This is a genomic window from Streptomyces rimosus subsp. rimosus, assembly GCF_000720725.1.
GTDB lineage: Bacteria > Actinomycetota > Actinomycetes > Streptomycetales > Streptomycetaceae > Streptomyces > Streptomyces rimosus_A.
Genome location: NZ_JOCQ01000022.1, coordinates 1 through 18,052 on the forward strand (window position 1 = coordinate 1; position 18,052 = coordinate 18,052).

The window sequence follows — 18,052 nt, forward strand, 5'->3', positions numbered from 1 at the left end:
GGGTGGGAGTGGGGCGTCGGCTCGGTGGAGTGGTGGGCCTTGTGGGGTGTCGCGGGCGGTTCGTGGCTGGTTGATGGCGGCGGGCCTGGTCCAGGGCTCGGGTGAGGTTGACGCGGTACCAGAGGACCTCGTCGAACTCCGCTGCCATGGTCTCCCGCTCCACCGCCTGCTGGGCCGTCGTACTGGTGGCGGGTGGGGCCAGGGGCGGGCGCAGGCGTCGGAGTACGGAGCGCTCCAGAGGATCTTCCGCGATCGAGGCCAGCTCCTCCGGCGGCAGGACCGCGGCGATCACGGCGGCCGACTGCCAGCTGTCCGTCGCCTGGCCCATCAGCTGGGCGACCCGGCGGCTGCGCCATTTGCGGCCGCGCCAGTCCTGGCCGCCGTCGAGCATGACCCGCATCACCGCGGGGATGTGGCCCCGCAGCAGCTCCGGCTCGTGTTCGGCGAATTCCGTCAGTTCCGACGCCAGGTAGCGCCAGACCACGACGCCGTAGCGGTTCACGTAGAAGCGGGCCGGGGCGAAGCAGCCCGTGCGGGCCAGTCGCAGGAATCGGCCCGGGCCGATGTCGAGCAGTTCGGCGGCCTCGGTCGCGCCGACCGTTCGCAGGCGCTCACGCAGCGTGTCGGGGAAGCCCTCCTCCGCCCGCAGCCGCCGGATCTCCTCCGCCGGCACCCGGCGCCGCCCCCACGGTCCGGCCGGGCCGGGCGGCGCTTGTGGGTCCGGCGGGACCGTGGCGATCTCGCCCAACTGCACCGCGAGCTCGAACTCGTTGTAGCGCAGACCCAGTTCGTGGGCCGCCCATCCTGGCGCGAGCGTCTCCCCCGCGATCGGCAGTTCGTCCGGCACGGACACCCGCCGCCCGTCGCACATCACCGTCATGACACACTCCCCCGTCATCGTCCGTCACGGAATCCGGTGCGGATTCCCGCCGGTTCGTTACCGACAGTGACGACGATAGCCGTCGGGTACGACAGTCCGTCAAGCCCCGGCTTCAGGGCTGTGGACAACCTTCCGGCCGGCGGGACGCGACCCCGAGGTGTTCCCCCACACGGTTGACCAACAGCGCCATTTCGTAAGCGATTTGTCCCATATCGGCTTCGGGGCCCGCCAGCACGCACAGGCAGCTTCCGGCCCCCGCCGCCGTCACGAACAGCACACCGTCGTCGAACTCGACCATCGTCTGCCGCACCTGGCCGGCCTCGAAATGCCGTCCGGAGCCCTTGGCGAGGCTGTGCAGCCCCGACGCGACCGCCGCCAGGTGCTCGGCGTCCTCCCGCGCCAGCCGCCGGCTCGCGCTCGTCACGAGCCCGTCGTTGGACAGCACCAGGGCGTGCCGCACCTGGTCCATCCGCTCGGTCAGGTCGTCCAGCAACCAGTCGAGCCCGCTGCTCGCTGCCATCCCGTTTCCTCCCCGTGTCCCCGTGGGCAACTGCCGTGCCAGCCTGGCCCACCCGTGCCGTCCCGGCAAGCGTCCCGGCCGGGGCGCGCCGTTCACGGGGCCGGTTCGCGCCGGATGGCGCAGGATGGCGGTATGGCACGCAAAATGAGCAAGGACGAGTGGCAGGGCTTCCTGTCCGAGGGCACCCGTACCGGCAAGCTCTCGACCGTACGGGCCGACGGCAGCCCGCACATCGCGCCGGTGTGGTTCCTCCTGGACGGCGACGACCTCGTGTTCAACACCGGCGCGGACACGGTCAAGGGCCGCAACCTCGCCCGGGACGGCCGGGTCGCGCTCTGCGTGGACGACGACCGGCCGCCGTTCAGCTTCGCGATCGTGGAGGGCCGGGCCGGGACCAGTGACGAGCTTTCCGAAGTACGCGCCTGGGCGACCCGTATCGCGGCCCGCTACATGGGACAGGAGCGCGCCGAGGAGTACGGGGCCCGCAACGGCGTCCCGGGGGAACTGCTGGTACGGGTCCGGATCGACAAGGTCGTGGCCGTCGCCGACCTCGCCGACTGACATTCCGGTCGCGCCGGGCGGTGCTGCCGGAACGGGGTGCTTCCTCACCCCACCGAGTCCAGCAGCCGGGCGGTGTACACCCGCCCCGCGTGCTCGACCAGCCGTATCAGCACTTCCTTGCCCGAATCCCGGTCCCGCGCGTCGCACAGCACCACGGGGGTGCCCCGGTCCAGGTCGAGCGCCCGCGCCACCTCGCCGGCCCCGTACGCGCGGGCCCCGGCGAAACAGTTGACGGCTACCAGGAAGGGGATGGAGCGGTTCTCGAAGTAGTCCACGGCGGGGAAGCAGTCCTCCAGCCGGCGCGTGTCCGCGAGCACGACGGCGCCCAGGGCGCCCTGCGCCAGGTCGTCCCACAGGAACCAGAAGCGGTCCTGCCCCGGCGTCCCGAAGAGGTAGAGGGACAGCCCGGACCTGATGGTGATACGGCCGAAGTCCATCGCCACCGTGGTGGTGGTCTTGCGCACCACGTCCCCGGCGTCGTCGAGCGCGGCACCCGCCTCGCTGAGCAGTTCCTCCGTACGCAGCGGCCGAATCTCGCTCACGGCACCCACCAGGGTCGTCTTGCCGACCCCGAATCCGCCCGCCACCAGGATCTTCAGAGCCATGAAGGTGTCGTCGTCCGGGGTGTTCGCGGACTCGTCGGCAGGCGGTACGGATACGTCGTGGGGTTCGTCGCGCGACTCGAAAACCATGGCGAGGACCGTACTCCTTTCGCTACACAGCGTGGCGTGGAGTTGACAACTTCGTACGCTTCGGGAGAAAGCCCCGGCCACCGTCCGGCCGGGTGCCACCAGCGGGAAACCCGCGCCGCGAGCCGGTCGCCGCACCGGCGGGGCGCGAGAAAGAAGGCTGATGATGTCCACCCATGAGGCCACCGGTACCGGCGAGGACATCGCGGCCGTCCCCGCCGCGGGCGACAACGAGGCCGGCCCCTGGCACAACGTCTGCCGCATCTGCCACCCGCGGGAGTCGCCCGTACGGCCGCTCGTCGCCATCTGCGGCGAGCCGCTGCTCGGCATCCGGGCCGCCCGCGACGCGCCGCGGTGCGAGCTGTGCGACCACCTGACGCCGCTGCATGTGCGGGGGCATCGGACGTGAGCGCTCCAAAAGGCTGCACCCGGGGGGCGACTCTTCCGACGGGAACCACCCCGACAGGTGCACCGACCCTGCTACGTTGGTTAGCAAACCTAACTAGATAGGCGAAGGGGCCGCATGTCTCAGCAGCAGTGGAACACGGTCGACGACTACTTCACCTCCCTGCTCGTCCCGTCCGACGAAGCGCTGGAGGCCGCGCTGCGCGACAGCGAAGCGGCCGGCCTCCCCCGGATCAACGTGACGCCCACCCAGGGCAAGCTGCTCCAACTGCTCGCCCGGATACAAGGCGCCCGGCGCATTCTGGAGATCGGCACGCTCGGCGGCTACAGCACCATCTGGCTCGGCCGCGCCCTGCCCGCCGACGGCCGCCTGATCTCCCTGGAGGCCAATGCCTCGTACGCCGGGATCGCCCGCGTCAATCTGGCGCGCGCCGGGCTCGCGGAGCGTACCGAGGTCCGCGTCGGCCCGGCGCTGGACAGCCTCGCCCAACTGGCGGCCGAGGACACCGAGCCGTTCGACCTGGTCTTCATCGACGCGGACAAGGCCAACAACCCGCACTACCTGGAGCGAGTCCTCGAAATGACCCGCCCCGGCAGCCTCATCGTCGGCGACAACGTCGTCCGCCACGGCGATGTCGCCGACGCCGCCAGCACCGACCCCTCGATCCGCGGCATCCGCCGCTTCCTGGAACTCATCGCCGAGCACCCGAAACTGACCGCGACCGCCGTGCAGACCGTGGGCGCCAAGGGATACGACGGCTTCTCCCTGGCCCGGGTGACCGGCTAGGGGCGGTGGCGACCGCTCCGGCCGTCCCGGCCTCCCGGGCCGGCCCCAACAGCCGCGACGGCCGCGATCGAGCCGTCCTCGGCGTTCGTTCGTTCGGTTGTCAGCGGCGGTTTTCGTTCCTCAGGTCGTCTGCGGTCACCTTGCGGATGTGGTCACTGGTGTACGCCTTGCCGATGGCATGCCCGATGCAGCCGAGCTGCGCTCCGTCCATCCGCGCCTGAGCGACGAGGCTGTCCGCTTGGTACGCATAAGGGCCACGCTGGATCGCTGACAGCCAGGCCGCCTGGCGCAGACGCCCGGAGGAGGATGCCCGGCAGGCGATGACTTCGCCGCCGGAGCCGGGTTCAGCTGATCCGGCAGCCCTGATGGTCCGTACTGACGCCATCCATTCTGCTGCCCCATGCCCAGTCGGCGGATCGGTCGTCGACCCAGATTTTCCGGGCAGAGCACCCGCCGGGGCCGCGGTCGATCGCATACACGATCAAGCTCGAAGCGGCTTCGAAAGACCGAGCACGGCCACGGAGCCGATCCGGTACCTCCGCATAGCCCGACGGGTGATAGCACCAGGACGTGCCTCGGTACCCGGGCTTCGCATAGAAGCAGACCTCGCCGTCCCCTTGGATCGGTGTCGACGGTGCTGCTGCCGCAAGCGGCGTGGACAGAGCCAGAGCTGCAACGAGGGATGCCGCAGTGGCGGAATGACGCATACGCGTGCTCCAGGGTGGTCGGTACAACCACGCCAGGATCGCAAGGGTTACCACTGAGAAACGCTCGCAACGCCCTTAGAACGCATATCGCAGCGCCCCTCAGCCTCGTTTCTGCAGGACGGGCGGCGCCGGAGTCGGCGCCTTATTTCATGTTCGTACGCGAATCGCCGGCCCGGCGCAATGCCGTGAGGCATTCGCACGGTCGTGGGCCGAGCCGGCCGGCATTCACCGCAGACTGACCCTGTTCCCGGCGGACACCTCGGCGCCAACGACGCCCGAGCCGGCGTAGCGGATGTTATTGCCCGTGGCCGTTCCGCCGGAGCAGGAGGTGAACAGTATGGCGGTGCCGTCGCCTCCCTGGCTGTATTTCACGACGTTTCCGGTGACCACGCCTTCGTGGACGTACTGCAGCGCGATGGCGTTCGAACTCGCCCAGTCGCGGATGATGTTCCCGGTCACGACGACGTTTTCCATGGGGGTGTCCGACATTCCGTAGACGCCTATGGTGGCGTACCGCGGTCCCTGTCCGGGCTGGTTCGTCAGGCCCATGTGCGTCAGGACGTTGTGGGCGACGATGATGTCCTCGGTCTGCGACCAGAACCACGACTGGTACTGCGCGGACGGGTCCACCTGCACCTGTATTCCGCTGTTGCAGTCCGCCATGATGTTGTTCGCGATGACCGCGTGTCGCCAGTTCTGGGCGCGCACGGCATAGTTCTTGGCGTTGGTGATCCGGTTGTTCACCACGCGGATGCCGTCGTGGAACCGGCCGGGGAACGTGGCCGTGTGGGTGCCCACCAGGGCTCCGAAGCCGTCCGCCGAGCAGCCGTCCACGACGATGTTGGTGCTGTGCGTCCCGTCGGGCGCCTCCTGGACCTCTATCGCCTCGGAGAAGAACCGTGTCGGCGTGGTGGCCTTGAAGCGCCGGAAGACGCAGTTGCGTGCCGTGCCGTTGCGGATGCCGTGGAACTCGATCGCGTGCCAGTCCGGAATGTTCTCCACCACCAGGTCCTCGTAGAGGATGTTCTCGGCGGAGCAGAAGGCGAACATGTCCAGGTGCAGCGGATTGTTCGCGCCGCCGTCCCACAGGCCGCCGCGGATACTGATGTCGGACGCGCCGTTGTATCCGTCGTGCGAGAAGCCGCCGCCCCAGAGCGTGTCGATCGTGGAGGTGTCGCTGCGGAAGATGTGGGCGCCGTGGGCGACCACGGTCAGGTTTCCGGAATCCGGTACCAGCACTCCGGTGCCGGGTACCGCCGTTCCCGGACTGTGCATGCGATAGCGCCCCGGGGGAATCACCAGCGTTCCGCCGCCGGCGCCGCAGATGGTGGTCACCGCGTTCTGCAACAGAGCCGCCGCGTCGGCGACGCCCTGGGGATCGGCACCGAAATGGTCGACGAAATTCCACTTCCCCGTGTCCGTCATGCCAGCATGATTACGCCGGGCGGCCGGGAACGTAAGACACCGAAAGGCAACGGTTGCCGCGCTGCTCCCCGCCGTTCCCGGAACCACCGACGGCCCGTGTCACCCGCGGCCTCTACAGTTCCCGCATGAGTGACGACACCGCGGGTGCGCCGGGGCGCGCCGATCAGGTCCATGACGTGCGGGAGTTCTTCGGCCCCCGCGCGCACGACTGGGACGCGCGGTTCCCCGGCGACGGGCCCGCCTATCAGGCGGGCGTCGCCGCGCTGGGGCTGCGCGCGGGCGACCGGGTGCTGGACGCGGGCTGCGGGACCGGGCGGGCGCTGCCCGCCCTGCGGTCCGCCGTCGGAGCCGGCGGTACGGTCATCGGCGCCGATCTGACGCCCGAGATGCTGGAGGCGGCCGTACAGGCCGGACGGGGGCGGCTGGCGCCCCTCCTGCTGGCGGACGTGCACCGGCTGCCGCTGCCGGACGCCGCGCTCGACGCGGTCTTCGCCGCCGGGCTGCTGTCCCACCTGGGCGACGCCGGGACGGGCCTCACCGAACTGGCCAGGGTCGTACGGCCCGGAGGCCGGCTGGCGCTGTTCCACCCGGTCGGCCGCGCCGCGCTGGCGGCACGGAAGGGGCGCCGGCTCACCCCCGAGGACGTACGGGCCGAGCGCAATCTGCGGCCCCTGCTGGCGCATACCGGGTGGGATCTGGTGCGGTACGTGGACGAGGACGCGTGCTATCTGGCGTTGGCGGAGCGCCGGAGCGCCTGACAGGAGCCCGGCTCAGTGCGGCACCGGGCAGCCGCCCGTGGGACGTCCCTGGGGGAAGGTTCCGAGTTCGGCGATGACGTAGCCCTTCGGGTAGCTCTTGATCTCCGGATTGTTGCGGGCGTAGTGCGGGCGGCGGCGCGGCGGGAGCAGGCGGACGGACTTGGCGCGCAGCCGCAGCGCGCCGCGCACCGCGGCGCGGACGGCGGGCCCGGGGCGCTCGTACCGGAAGGCGTCCAGCAGGGAGTCGTCCAGCAGGGCCATGCTCGCGCCGCGCATCACCGGGGCCAGCGGGCCGTACCAGCCCGCCATCAGGCCGAGCGTGGCGTCGGAGACCCGTCGCCCGCCCTCGTCCCAGCCGAAGTGCGCGTGCTCGTAGTCGTCCAGGCAGCGCTCGAACTCCTGGAAGGTCTGCGGGATGCCGGCGATGCCCATATGGCGCCCGAGCGTGCGGTAGTAGACGGCCGTGGCGTGTTTCTCGTGCTCGCTCAGCCGCCGCCACCCGTACAGATCCAGCCAGCGCTTCGGGGTCACCACGAAGGTGCAGAGCACGTAGCGCATGTCGTCGTTGGTGATGTCGTAGCTGCGGTGCATCTGGTTGATGCGGCGGATCGCCGTCCGGCCGTCCTCGGAGTCGAAGCCGTGCTCGATCACCGTGTCCAGGAGGAGCGCGGTGTCGTCGTAGCGCTTTTGCGTACGGTCGGTCAGCTCCGCGGTTTCGGCGAGCAGGCGGCCGATGCTGGGAACGGCGTAGGTACGGTAGAGCGCCAGTTCCAGGGCGCGGGCGACATCCCACGGGAATTCGTACGTCGTGGTGATGCGGTGGATGCGCAGGAAGTCCCGCTCCGGATCCAATCGCTGGATTTCCTTCAGCCAGTCATATCGCCGCACCGAGCACCCGCCCTTTCGTCGTCGAAGTTCCCATCGTAAGCGCCCGGTGCACACTGGAACGACCGGCACGGGCACCGGAAATGGGGGACATGATGACCGGCTTCTTGCGCGGAATCTCCGGATTGTTCCGCGGTTTTCGCGACTTTCTCACCCGCGTCCGCATCGCCGTACAAGCGCCGGGCGCGAACGCGCCCCGGGCACCCGGGACGATGCGGCGGCACAACATATTCGAGGCCGCGGCGGCCCATGTGGCGGCGTGCGCCGAGGACGACGACGAACGCACCGCCGAGACGGCGGAGTGGGTCTCCCCCGAAGCGCTCGCCTTCGGCATCAACGAACTGGCCTGCCGGGCGGTCATCGCGCTCGCCCGGGAGCGCAGCGAGTCACCGCAGACGGTGGCCCGCGACCTGCTCAACCTGCCGGTGGCCTGAGGGCCGTACGGTACGGCTGGTGACAACCGGTCGCGGGCCAACTAGGGTGCGCCGACGACTGATCGCAACGATCGGGCCGGCCACGGGCCCGGCGCGCACCGGCCCGGGAGAGGGCCGGTGGCGGCGGCGTCCGGCCGGGCGGAGCGCATTGCATGGGGAGGCCCCGAGTGTCGACCGAGAGCGCCGGAACGCCCACGGCCGGGAACGCGGGCGCGCCCGGCACCGCCGACGACGACCAGTTGCTGGTGCTGACGGCGGTGCTGCTCACGCCCGCGCAGTTCCCGAGCGTGCTGGGCGACGACTACCCCGAGGTGTGCGCCGGGCTCGGCCTGGAGCCGTACGAGCAGGGCTACGGGCTCGTGCTCGGGCAGGACGGGCGGGGCGCGCGCTGGACGGTGGTGACGGACGACGTCTCGCTGGTCGCGTGCGCGGTCGCGGCCTGGGACTGCGGGATGGAGTACGACCTGTCGCCCGACGAGGACAGCATGGTGGAAGCGCTCCCCGGCTGGCCGCTCGCGCTCGCCGTCGCCGCGCCGGGCGTGCCGCAGCCGCACGATCCCGAACCGGAGGAGGGCGGTCCGGCCGTGCTCAGGCCGCCGGACGCCGGGCAGTGGGGGCCCGCTCAGCGGCGGCTCGGCGCGGACGAGATCGCGCTCCAGTGGGCGGTCTGGCGCGAGCAGGTCGAGGACGGGGTCACGTTCGTCGATCCGGGAACCCGGCCGCATGCCGGAGTGCAGCAGGCGCTGGCCGAGGCCCGTGCTTACCTGGCGGCACCTCCGCCGCCGGGGCGGATCCGCTCGTCCTTCGCGGCGGGTGAGGCCCGTACGCTGCGGGTGGACGGGCCCGGGTGGAGCATGGTGGCCCGTACCGACGACATCGCGTTCGTCCTGCTCGACGACCGGCCGGGCGAGATATTGCCCGTCGGGCGGGGGCCCGAGCTGCCGGGACTGCTCCGGTCGCTGGAGGCGCTGGCGGTGCGGCCGGCCTGAGACGGCACGGCGCCGCCCCACCCGTGGGCCGTTGCCGTCTCCACGGGTCCGCTGACGGGGACGTCGTCGCGGTCTGCCGACCGCCCGGCTCACTCCGCCGGGCGCGCGGTCACCGACCGGATGGTCAGTGCCCTATCTCCTTGCGGGTCACACGCCGCAGCCTGCGCCGCTGCGAGGGGTCCAGCGTCAGATACGCCACCGCGGGCACGCCCACGATGACCAGCAGCGCCGCCCAGAACGGCAGCAGCCACAGCAGGAGCACTCCCACCGCGACGCCGCCGATGGCGACCTTTGCGTTCACGGACATCTCTCCCGTCCCTTCCGCGGCAGGCGCCGCGCTCTCCGTACCCGGTGAACGCCTGATCGGCCCCACGGGTTCCATCGGTGCCGACGAGCGGACCGGCCGCCCGCGGGACGGTCGTCGGTACGCCCGGTCATGCTGTACCCTCGGGCGGCCCGGTCGCCAGTAGTCAAACTTGAGGAGCTAGCTGCACGTGGTCACCCTTCCCGCGGCACCATCCGCTCCGCCGCCCGCGCTCGCGCGCCGGGCCGCGGTCTTCCTCCCGGCCGATCCGCCCCGTACGGGACGGATCGCGTTCTGGCGGCCGGACGGCGGGCCCGTCGACGCCCACACCGATGCCGCCGGGGATACCGGGACCGCCGCGCTGCCGACGCAGTCGCTGACCGTCGCCGTGCCCGTCCCCGGCGCGGAACCCCACACCGGAAGCGCGGATCACGGCATCGAACTCCGCGACGTACCCGCCGTCGTACTGCCCGTCGCCGCCGCCCTGCCCGTCCTCACCCGCGCACGTACGGCCCCTGCCGCCGACCCGGCCGCAGCCTTCTGGGGCTCCGCCGCCGTACTGGCACTGCAACTGGTCGCCCGTGGGCGGCTGCTGCCCGGAGTGAGCCGTTCCGGTCACGACGCATGGCGCGTGGGCCCGCTCGACCCCGCCGACATCGAGCGGCTGCGCGAGCTGGCCGCGTCGCTGCCGCCCCAGGCGCATGCCGTGCCGCTCCCGGACACCGCCGGTCCCGTACTGCTGCCGGAACCGGAACGCCTGGTGCGGGAGTTCCTCGACGCGGTGGCGGACGCGCTGCCCCGCTCCCCCGCCGCCTCCCTCGCCACCGGCGGACCGGCCTTCGCCGCGGCCGAGCCGCAGCACATCCCCGAACAGCGCGCGTGGGCCGCGGACGTGGCGGCCGGGCACGACGCGGGCGTACGGATCTCCTTGCGCATCGAGGTCGCGGGGCTGGCCGAGGCGGACGGGACCGGGGCCACCGTGCCGACGGGCGTCGGCTTCACCGCCGTCCTCCAACTGCACGACCTCACCGACCCCGCCCGGGTCGCCGACGCGTCCGAGGTGTGGGCGGGCACCACACCCGCGGGGCAGGCGTTCGGCCCGCGGGCCCGGATGGACACCCTGCTCACGCTGCGCCGCGCCGCCGCGGCCTGGGCGCCGCTCACGCCCCTGCTGTCCGCCGCCGTACCGGACTCCGTCGGCCTCGCGGACGAGGAGATCGCCGAACTGCTCGGCCCGGCCTCCCGTGCGCTGGCCGCCGCCGGCGTGGAGGTGCACTGGCCCGCCGACCTGGTACGGGGGCTCAGCACCCGGGCCGTGGTGGGGCCGCCCGATCAGGATGGCGCGCCGTACGCCCCGCAAGGGACCGAAAACCGTACCGAGCCGGATCCCGCCGGCCCCGGCCGCACCGCATCCGGGATGCCGTCCTTCCTCTCCGCCGACGCGTTGCTCTCGTTCAGCTGGCGCTTCGCCGTCGGCGGCCAGGAGATCAGCAGGGCGGAGCTGGACCGGCTGGCGGAGGCGGGGCGGCCGCTCGTACGGCTCCGCGACCGGTGGGTGCTGGTCGATCCGGAGGCGCTGCGTACGGCCCGGGACCGTGAGGACCGCAAGGTGACGCCCATCGACGCGCTCGGCGCGGCGCTCACCGGGACCGCCGAGTCGGACGGCGGCGCGCGCGTGGAGGTGCAGGCGACCGGCTGGCTGGCCCGCCTCCGCGACCGGCTCACGGCGGCGGACACGGCCGGTCCGGCGGCGGACGGGGAGTTGACCGGCGGTTCGCCCCCGGAGTCCCTCATCGCCCAGCCTCCCGCCCTGGCCGCCACCCTGCGCGACTACCAGTTGCGCGGGCTCGGCTGGCTGCACCGGATGACCTCGCTCGGCCTCGGCGGCTGCCTCGCCGACGACATGGGTCTGGGCAAGACGGTCACCCTCATCGCGCTGCACCTGCACCGGCAGAGCGACCCGGCTGCCGCCGGCCCCACGCTCGTCGTCTGCCCGGCGTCCCTGATGGGCAACTGGCAGCGGGAGATCGAGAAGTTCGCGCCCGGCACCCCGGTCCGCCGCTTCCACGCGGACCGGCGCAGCCTCGACGGCCTGGCGGACGGCGAGTTCGTCCTGACCACGTACGGCACGATGCGGCTGGACGCGGCGAAGCTGGCGGGCACCCGGTGGGGGCTGGTCGTCGCCGACGAGGCCCAGCACGTGAAGAATCCGTTCTCGGCGACGGCCAGGGCGCTGCGCACCCTTCCGGCGGGCGCCCGGGTGGCGCTCACCGGCACGCCGGTCGAGAACAACCTGTCGGAGCTGTGGGCCGTCCTCGACTGGACCACGCCGGGCCTGCTGGGCCCGCTGGGCCGCTTCCGCAAGCACTACGCCGCGGCCGTCGAGGGCGGTACCGACCCGGCCGCCGCCGACCGGCTGGCCCGGCTCGTCCGTCCCTTCCTGCTGCGCCGCCGCAAGTCGGACCCGGGCATCGCGCCCGAGCTGCCGCCGAAGACGGAGACCGACCGCGCGGTGGCGCTGACCGGGGAACAGGCGGGGCTGTACGAGGCGGTGGTGCGCGAGGGGCTCGGCGAGATCGCGGCGGCGGACGGCCTGGCGCGGCGCGGCCTGGTGGTCAAGCTGCTGACCTCCCTCAAGCAGATCTGCAACCACCCGGCGCAGTTCCTGAAGGAGGAGCGGCCGCGGATCGCGGGCCGGTCCGGGAAGCTGGAGCTGCTGGACGAGCTGCTGGAGACGATCCTCGCCGAGGACGACCCGGGCGTGCTGGTGTTCACGCAGTACGTCCGGATGGCGCGGCTGCTCGAAACGCACCTGGCGGGGCGCGGGGTGCCGACGCAGCTGCTGCACGGCGGTACGCCGGTCGCGCGGCGCGAGGAGATGGTGCGGCGCTTCCAGGACGGGGGCGTACCGGTGTTCCTGCTGTCGCTGAAGGCGGCGGGCACCGGCCTCAACCTGACCAGGGCGTCCCATGTCGTGCACTTCGACCGCTGGTGGAACCCGGCGGTCGAGGCGCAGGCCACCGACCGCGCGTACCGCATCGGCCAGACCCGTCCGGTGCAGGTCCACCGGATGGTCACCGAGGGCACGGTCGAGGACCGGATCGCCGGGATGCTCGCGCGCAAACAGCGGCTGGCGGACGCGGTGCTCGGTTCCGGCGAGGCCGCCCTGACCGAACTCACCGACGCCGAGCTGGCGGACCTGGTCGCACTGCGAGGGAGCGAGCGATGACCGAGAGGAACGGCATGCGGGGAATTCCGGGCCGCCACGAGGACGCATACCGGCCGGAACCCGCCCGGGAGCGCACGTTCGCGGCTCTGCCGCCGGTACGCGGACGTGAATTCGCGCGGACGTGGTGGGGTCTGGCCTGGCTGAAGGCGCTGGCCGACAGTGCGCTCGACGGCCGGCAGGTCAAGCAGGGCCGCCAACACGCGCGGGCGGGCGCGGTGGGGGCGGTGTCCGTACGGCCCGGCCGCATCACCGCGGTCGTCCAGGACCGCGACGGCACGCGGCGCCGCTGTGACGTGCTGCTCCAGGAGCTGGACGGGGCGGACTGGGACCGGTTGCTGGACCTGGTCGCGGACCGGGCCGGGCACATCGCGGCACTGCTGGACCACGACATACCGCCGCACCTGGTGGAGGACGCGGCGGCGGCCGGCATCGAACTCCTGCCGGGAATCGGCGATTTGGAGGCGGAGTGCGATTGCGGAGCGTGGGACCACTGTGCCCACACGGCCGCGCTCTGCCATCAGACGGCGCGCTTGCTGGACGAGGACCCTTTCGTGCTGCTGCTGATGCGCGGGCGGGGTGAACGGGAGCTGCTGGACGACCTCCAGACCCGTACCGCCTCGCGCGCGCGGCAGGCCGCGGAGGAGTGCGCGTCCAGTGGGCAGGCCGCGGAGCCGGTGGAGGCCGATGGCATACCGGCGGCGGAGGCGTACGCGGCCCGGGACATCCTGCCGCCGCTGCCCGCGCCTCCGCCGTACGTGGACGAGCCGGGCACCGCGCCGGCCCTCGGCGGCGGCGCCGATCCGGCGCCCGGTGTGGAGGCGGCAGCGCTGGAGTTCCTGATCAGTGACACGGCGGCGCGCGCCCAGCGCCTGCTCGCCGACGCGCTGTCCCCCGGCCACGCGGACAGTTCGCCGCAGGCGCCGCTGACCTGCGCGCAGGACGCCGTACGGCTGGCGGCGGCCGGTCCGGAACCCCGGATCGCAGCGCGGCTGGCGGCTGGTTCCGGACGTACGGCCAAGGGTCTCGCGCTGGCCGTACGGGCGTGGGAGTACGGCGGCGTCCCGGCGCTCGCGGTTCTGGAGGAGGAGTGGACGCCGGAGCCGGCGGCCTTGGCGCGCGCTACGGCCCAGCTCGCCGCCTGGGACGAGGCCGAGCCGCCACCACGCCTGCGCCACGACCGCAACCGGTGGACCGTGACCGGCGGTGATGCCCAGCTCAGGTACGGGCACGACGGGCGCTGGTGGCCGTACCGGAAGGAGCGCGGGCAGTGGGCCCCGGCGGGCCCGGCGGCCGAGGATCCGGCCGCCGCGCTCGCGGCGCTGCGCGGCGGAACGGAGGACTCCGCGTAGCCCCCGTGAAAGCGCCTGTCCGTACGCCCGTACGGCTGACTCTCCGCGCGGCGCGGCGCTACTCTGCTCGGCGTCAGGGGGCCGGCGCACGGACCGCCGGCCCGGTGTCCGGCCGATCGGAGGGACCGTGCCTGCTGTGAGCCCCTTGGACGTTCTCGAACAGCGGCGCGCCGCGGTCACGGGGCAGGACGCGGACGCCTTCGCGGACCTGTTCGCGCCGGACGGCGTGATCGAACTGCCCTTCGCGGGCCCGGACGTGCCCGACCGTATCGAGGGCCGGGAGGCGATCCGGGCGTTCGCGCGGGCGGCGATGGGCGCGCTGCGCGTCGACGCGCTGGTGACGCTCGCGGTGCACCGCACCGAGGACCCGGAGGTCGTCGTCGCGGAGACCCTCACCAAGGGTGTGGGGCGCGGCGACGCGTTCGAGGGCCGCTCGGTGCAGTTCTTCCGTATCCGGGACGGCAGGATCCTGCTGTTCCGGGACTACACGGGGCCGTTGCGCAAGCCGTCCCCCTGAGGAGGACGCGCTCCGGCCGGGGCGCGCCGTACGGGTCCGTACGCTCCCGTGCCCGGCCGGACCGCACGCTCCGGCGGTCTACGCGCCCCAGATACGGGCGATGAAGAAGGCCGCGACGAGGACGACCACGACGGCGAGCACCAGCAGCGGGCCCTTGGACCAGCCCCGGGTCGGGTTGTGGGTCTCCAGCGGCCCGGCATCCGGGGTGCTGCCCTCGGCGGGCGGCGTCTCGCCCGGCGGCACGCCGCCGCCCGGCTCCAGGCCGGCGGTGCGCTCCGGTACCGGGTCCGGGTTCTTCGGTGAATCGTTCATGCTGCCCGGGTGCCCGGGGACGGCGGATTCTCACGCCGGGCAGGCAACGATCCGGTCGGACCCGTACCACCCAGCTGCCGCGCCCCGGCCGACGGCACGAATGCGGGCGCTTGGGGCAATGTACGGCTTCGCGCGAACACTTCACCGGTCAATCATTCGTATCCGGTCGCGGCGCGCCGCCGCGCGTGGTTCGCTGGCGTGATCCCCCACGCCCCTGCCGTGCCCCCGCAGCGAGGAGGACCCTTGCCCCCGCCCGACGCCGAGCACGCCGGCGCACGCTCCGCCCCCGACGCCGAGCACCCCGTGACCGCCGCACCGCGCCCGCTCCCGTACTACGAGGACCCTTCCCCCGGCAGCGGCTGCCGCCCGCCGCGTGCCTGGTACGCCCGCTCGGACGCACGGCGGATGTCGCTGCACGGGGCGTGGCGCTTCCGGCTCTCCCCCACCGCCCGCTCCGCGGACGCCTCCTTCGCCCGGCCGGACTTCGACGACACGGACTGGGACGACCTGCGCGTACCGGGCCACTGGGTGCTCGCGGGCCACGGCGCGCCCGCCTACACCAACACCCGCTACCCGTTCCCCGTCGACCCGCCGCACCTGCCCGACGAGAACCCGACCGGGGACCACCGGCACGCCTTCGACATTCCCGCCGACTGGGAACCGGGGCCCGCGCTGCTGCGTTTCGAGGGTGTGGAGTCCTGTGCCCGGGTGTGGCTCAACGGAAGGGAGTTAGGGCATTTCAAGGGCAGTCGGCTGCCCCATGAGTTCGAGGTCGGCCATCTGCTGCGGTCGCGCCGCAACGTTCTCGCGGTCCGCGTCCACCAGTGGTCCTCCGGCAGCTATCTGGAGGACCAGGACCAGTGGTGGCTGCCCGGCGTCTTCCGTGAGGTGACGCTGCATCACCGGCCCGTGGGCGCGGTCGTGGACCACTTCGTGCACGCCTCGTACGACCACCGCACCGGCCTGGGCACCCTGCGGGTCGAGTGCGCTCCGGCGGGCCGGGTGACCATTGCGGAGCTCGGGCTGGACCTGGCGACCGGGCAGAGCGCGACGGTCCCGGTGCTGCCGTGGACGGCCGAGACGCCGCGGCTGTACGACGCCGAACTGCGCACGCCCGGCGAGCGGGTGCCGCTGCGCGTCGGCTTCCGTACCGTACGCGTCCAGGACGGCCTGCTGACGGTCAACGGCCGCCGTGTCCTCTTCCGCGGCGTCAACCGGCATGAATTCGACCCGCGTTACGGGCGCGCGCTCGGCCCCGAGGCGATGCGCCGCGACCTGCTGCTGATGAAGCAGCACAACATCAATGCGGTCCGCACCAGCCACTATCCGCCGCACCCCGCCTTCCTGGACCTGTGCGACGAGCTGGGCCTGTGGGTGGTCGAGGAGTGTGATCTGGAGACGCACGGCTTCAAGCAGCAGGGGTGGCGGGGCAATCCGGCCGACGACGACGCGTGGACGCCCGCGCTGCTGGACCGCGCGCGCCGCATGGTCGAGCGGGACAAGAACCACCCCAGCGTGATCATGTGGTCGCTGGGCAACGAGTGCGGCACCGGCCGCGGCCTGTCCGCCATGGCCGCCTGGATGCGCGAGCGCGACCCGTCCCGCCCGCTGCACTACGAGGGCGACGCGTCCTGCGCCAACACCGACGTCTACTCCCGCATGTACGCGGACCACGCCGAGGTCGCCCGGATCGGCCGCCGCGAGGAGGAGCCGCTCGCCGACCCGGCCGCCGACGCCCGGCGCCGCGGGCTGCCTTTCCTCCTGTGCGAGTACGCGCACGCGATGGGCAACGGGCCCGGCGGGCTGAGCGAGTACCAGCGGCTGTTCGAGACGTACGAGCGCTGCCAGGGCGGCTTCGTGTGGGAGTGGACCGACCACGGCTTGCGGAAGATCACGCCGTACGGCGAGGCGTTCTTCGCGTACGGAGGCGACTTCGGCGAGGAGATGCACGACGGCAGCTTCGTCTGCGACGGGCTGGTCTTCCCCGACCGGGTGCCGTCACCGGGCCTGGCCGAGTTCAAGAAGGTGGTCGAGCCGGTGCGCATCGGCGCGGCGGGCGGGGCAGCCGCCGCGGGCCTGCCGCGCGCGGTGCGGATCAGCAATCTGCACGACTTCGCCGGGCTCTCCCACCTGGCCTTCCGCTGGTCCTACGAGGCCGAGGGCGAGGTGCTGGCCGAGGGCCCGCTGACCGTGCCGCCGCTCGCGCCCGGCGCGTCCGCCGAAGTGGCGCTGCCGCCGGAGCCCGCCGGCCGGCGCGGCCGCGAAGCCCTGTGGACCGTACGGGCGTTATCGGCCGCCGACACCCCGTGGGCCGCGGCGGGCCACGAGGTCGCCTGGGGGCAGCTGCCCGCCGCACCGGCCACGCCGCGGCCGGTGCCGCGCTCCGCGGGCGCCCGGCCGCGGCACGGCGAGGGCAATCTCGTCCTCCTCGGCCCGGGCGCCTTCGACGCCACCACAGGCGTGCTCCGCTATCTCGACGGCGTGCAGCTGGAGGGGCCCCGGCTGGACGTGTGGCGGGCGCCGACCGACAACGACGAGGGCGCGCCCTGGCAGCCGGGGCCGCGCCCCGCCGAGCAGTGGCGCCGGATCGGGCTGCACCGCATGCGGCACCGGGTGGCGGCGGTCGAGTGCGGGCGCGACGCGCTGGTGGTGCGGACCCGGGTGGCACCGGCCGGCTCCGGGCTGGCCCTGGACACGGACTACCGCTGGAGCGCGGACGGCGGGCGGCTGCGGCTGGAGGTATCGGTACGGCCGTACGGGGACTGGCCCTGCCCGCTGCCCCGGCTCGGCGTGCGGATGGGCCTGTGCGGCAGCCTGGTGACGGCGCGGTGGTACGGCGGCGGGCCGGGTGAGGCGTACCCGGACACCAGGGCGGCGGCGCGGACCGGACTGTGGAGCGTGCCGGTGGGCGCGTTGCAGACGCCGTACGTGCGACCGCAGGAGAACGGGGCGCGGATCGACACGCGGTGGGTGGAGCTGACCCGCAGCGACGGCTCGGGGCTGCGTGTCGAGGGCGAGCCGGCGTTCTGGTTCACCGCACGCCGCTGGACGAGCGAGCAGCTGGACGCGGCCCGGCACTCCACCGACCTGACGCCGGGCGACCGGGTCCGGCTCCACCTCGACCACGCCCAGCACGGCATCGGCAGCCGGTCGTGCGGCCCCGGAGTGCTGCCGGAGTACGCGCTGACGGCGGCGCCGGCCCGGTTCGCCGTCACACTGCGGACGGTGCGATGAATTTCACGTTTCGGCGGGTATTGACACGTGTCGTCCTCAGCGGTCTAAACCAATGACAGGATGGAGA

Annotated in this window: 18 protein-coding genes; 10 read left to right on the top strand and 8 right to left on the bottom strand. The window is 72.9% G+C overall.

Features of this window, described 5'->3' with window-relative positions; translation table 11 throughout:
- A partial coding sequence (locus tag IH45_RS0113900; RefSeq protein WP_030666728.1) for a DUF6397 family protein occupies positions 1 to 880 on the bottom strand: 880 nt, incomplete at its 3' end.
- A 112-nt stretch (positions 881 to 992) separates the two neighbouring features.
- Positions 993 to 1,400, bottom strand: coding sequence for a roadblock/LC7 domain-containing protein (locus IH45_RS0113905; protein WP_030666730.1), 408 nt, complete (start codon positions 1,398 to 1,400; stop codon positions 993 to 995).
- Between the two features lie 132 nt (positions 1,401 to 1,532).
- On the opposite strand from IH45_RS0113905, the gene IH45_RS0113910 reads away from it, so the two are divergent.
- Positions 1,533 to 1,961 carry a PPOX class F420-dependent oxidoreductase gene (locus IH45_RS0113910; RefSeq protein ID WP_030666732.1) on the top strand — a complete coding sequence of 143 codons (429 nt, stop codon included), beginning with the start codon at positions 1,533 to 1,535 and terminating at the stop codon, positions 1,959 to 1,961.
- Positions 1,962 to 2,005: 44 nt separating this feature from the next.
- Here the strand turns inward: IH45_RS0113910 and IH45_RS0113915 are convergent, their stop codons facing one another.
- Positions 2,006 to 2,566 carry a GTP-binding protein gene (locus IH45_RS0113915; RefSeq protein ID WP_050514833.1) on the bottom strand — a complete coding sequence of 187 codons (561 nt, stop codon included), beginning with the start codon at positions 2,564 to 2,566 and terminating at the stop codon, positions 2,006 to 2,008.
- Between the two features lie 247 nt (positions 2,567 to 2,813).
- Here IH45_RS0113915 and IH45_RS0113920 point away from each other — a divergent pair, with 247 nt between their 5' ends.
- Both IH45_RS0113920 and IH45_RS0113925 read left to right on the top strand, forming a co-directional pair.
- Positions 2,814 to 3,059, top strand: a complete 246-nt coding sequence (locus IH45_RS0113920; protein ID WP_030666735.1) for a hypothetical protein — start codon at positions 2,814 to 2,816, stop codon at positions 3,057 to 3,059.
- A 114-nt stretch (positions 3,060 to 3,173) separates the two neighbouring features.
- Positions 3,174 to 3,842: an O-methyltransferase gene (locus IH45_RS0113925; RefSeq protein ID WP_030666737.1), complete on the top strand. Its 669-nt coding sequence runs from the start codon at positions 3,174 to 3,176 to the stop codon at positions 3,840 to 3,842.
- A gap of 100 nt (positions 3,843 to 3,942) precedes the next feature.
- Here the strand turns inward: IH45_RS0113925 and IH45_RS1000000148705 are convergent, their stop codons facing one another.
- Together IH45_RS1000000148705 and IH45_RS0113935 are read right to left on the bottom strand one after the other, a co-directional pair.
- Complete coding sequence (locus IH45_RS1000000148705) at positions 3,943 to 4,227, bottom strand: hypothetical protein (RefSeq protein ID WP_158813075.1); 285 nt, start codon at positions 4,225 to 4,227, stop codon at positions 3,943 to 3,945.
- Between the two features lie 547 nt (positions 4,228 to 4,774).
- Positions 4,775 to 5,974: a glycosyl hydrolase family 28-related protein gene (locus IH45_RS0113935; RefSeq protein ID WP_030666739.1), complete on the bottom strand. Its 1,200-nt coding sequence runs from the start codon at positions 5,972 to 5,974 to the stop codon at positions 4,775 to 4,777.
- A 125-nt stretch (positions 5,975 to 6,099) separates the two neighbouring features.
- Between IH45_RS0113935 and IH45_RS0113940 the strand changes: the two genes are divergently transcribed.
- Entirely contained in the window at positions 6,100 to 6,732 is a 633-nt protein-coding gene (locus IH45_RS0113940; RefSeq protein WP_030666741.1) for a class I SAM-dependent methyltransferase, read from the top strand.
- Between the two features lie 12 nt (positions 6,733 to 6,744).
- On the opposite strand, the gene IH45_RS0113945 is transcribed toward IH45_RS0113940, so the two are convergent.
- A complete protein-coding gene (locus tag IH45_RS0113945) occupies positions 6,745 to 7,620 on the bottom strand; it encodes an oxygenase MpaB family protein (RefSeq protein WP_030666744.1) in 876 nt (291 codons plus the stop codon).
- A gap of 89 nt (positions 7,621 to 7,709) precedes the next feature.
- Between IH45_RS0113945 and IH45_RS0113950 the strand changes: the two genes are divergently transcribed.
- Complete coding sequence (locus IH45_RS0113950; RefSeq protein ID WP_030666745.1) at positions 7,710 to 8,051, top strand: hypothetical protein; 342 nt, start codon at positions 7,710 to 7,712, stop codon at positions 8,049 to 8,051.
- 167 nt (positions 8,052 to 8,218) lie between these two features.
- Positions 8,219 to 9,040 carry a hypothetical protein gene (locus tag IH45_RS0113955; RefSeq protein WP_050514820.1) on the top strand — a complete coding sequence of 274 codons (822 nt, stop codon included), beginning with the start codon at positions 8,219 to 8,221 and terminating at the stop codon, positions 9,038 to 9,040.
- A gap of 124 nt (positions 9,041 to 9,164) precedes the next feature.
- On the opposite strand, the gene IH45_RS0113960 is transcribed toward IH45_RS0113955, so the two are convergent.
- A complete protein-coding gene (locus IH45_RS0113960) occupies positions 9,165 to 9,347 on the bottom strand; it encodes a hypothetical protein (RefSeq protein ID WP_003981679.1) in 183 nt (60 codons plus the stop codon).
- 187 nt (positions 9,348 to 9,534) lie between these two features.
- On the opposite strand from IH45_RS0113960, the gene IH45_RS0113965 reads away from it, so the two are divergent.
- From IH45_RS0113965 to IH45_RS0113975, 3 genes are all read left to right on the top strand, one after another.
- Positions 9,535 to 12,573, top strand: a complete 3,039-nt coding sequence (locus IH45_RS0113965) for a DEAD/DEAH box helicase (protein WP_030666749.1) — start codon at positions 9,535 to 9,537, stop codon at positions 12,571 to 12,573.
- A 14-nt stretch (positions 12,574 to 12,587) separates the two neighbouring features.
- The gene (locus tag IH45_RS0113970; RefSeq protein ID WP_050514835.1) at positions 12,588 to 13,922 is read left to right on the top strand and encodes an SWF or SNF family helicase; all 1,335 of its coding nucleotides are present in this window, start codon (positions 12,588 to 12,590) and stop codon (positions 13,920 to 13,922) included.
- A gap of 136 nt (positions 13,923 to 14,058) precedes the next feature.
- The gene (locus IH45_RS0113975; protein ID WP_199810666.1) at positions 14,059 to 14,439 is read left to right on the top strand and encodes a nuclear transport factor 2 family protein; all 381 of its coding nucleotides are present in this window, start codon (positions 14,059 to 14,061) and stop codon (positions 14,437 to 14,439) included.
- 78 nt (positions 14,440 to 14,517) lie between these two features.
- On the opposite strand, the gene IH45_RS0113980 is transcribed toward IH45_RS0113975, so the two are convergent.
- Positions 14,518 to 14,751 (bottom strand): DUF6480 family protein, encoded by a 234-nt coding sequence (locus tag IH45_RS0113980; RefSeq protein WP_030666754.1) that lies wholly within the window; start codon positions 14,749 to 14,751, stop codon positions 14,518 to 14,520.
- 303 nt (positions 14,752 to 15,054) lie between these two features.
- Between IH45_RS0113980 and IH45_RS0113985 the strand changes: the two genes are divergently transcribed.
- Positions 15,055 to 17,985, top strand: coding sequence for a glycoside hydrolase family 2 TIM barrel-domain containing protein (locus tag IH45_RS0113985; RefSeq protein WP_030666756.1), 2,931 nt, complete (start codon positions 15,055 to 15,057; stop codon positions 17,983 to 17,985).
- Positions 17,986 to 18,052: the final 67 nt, after the last annotated feature.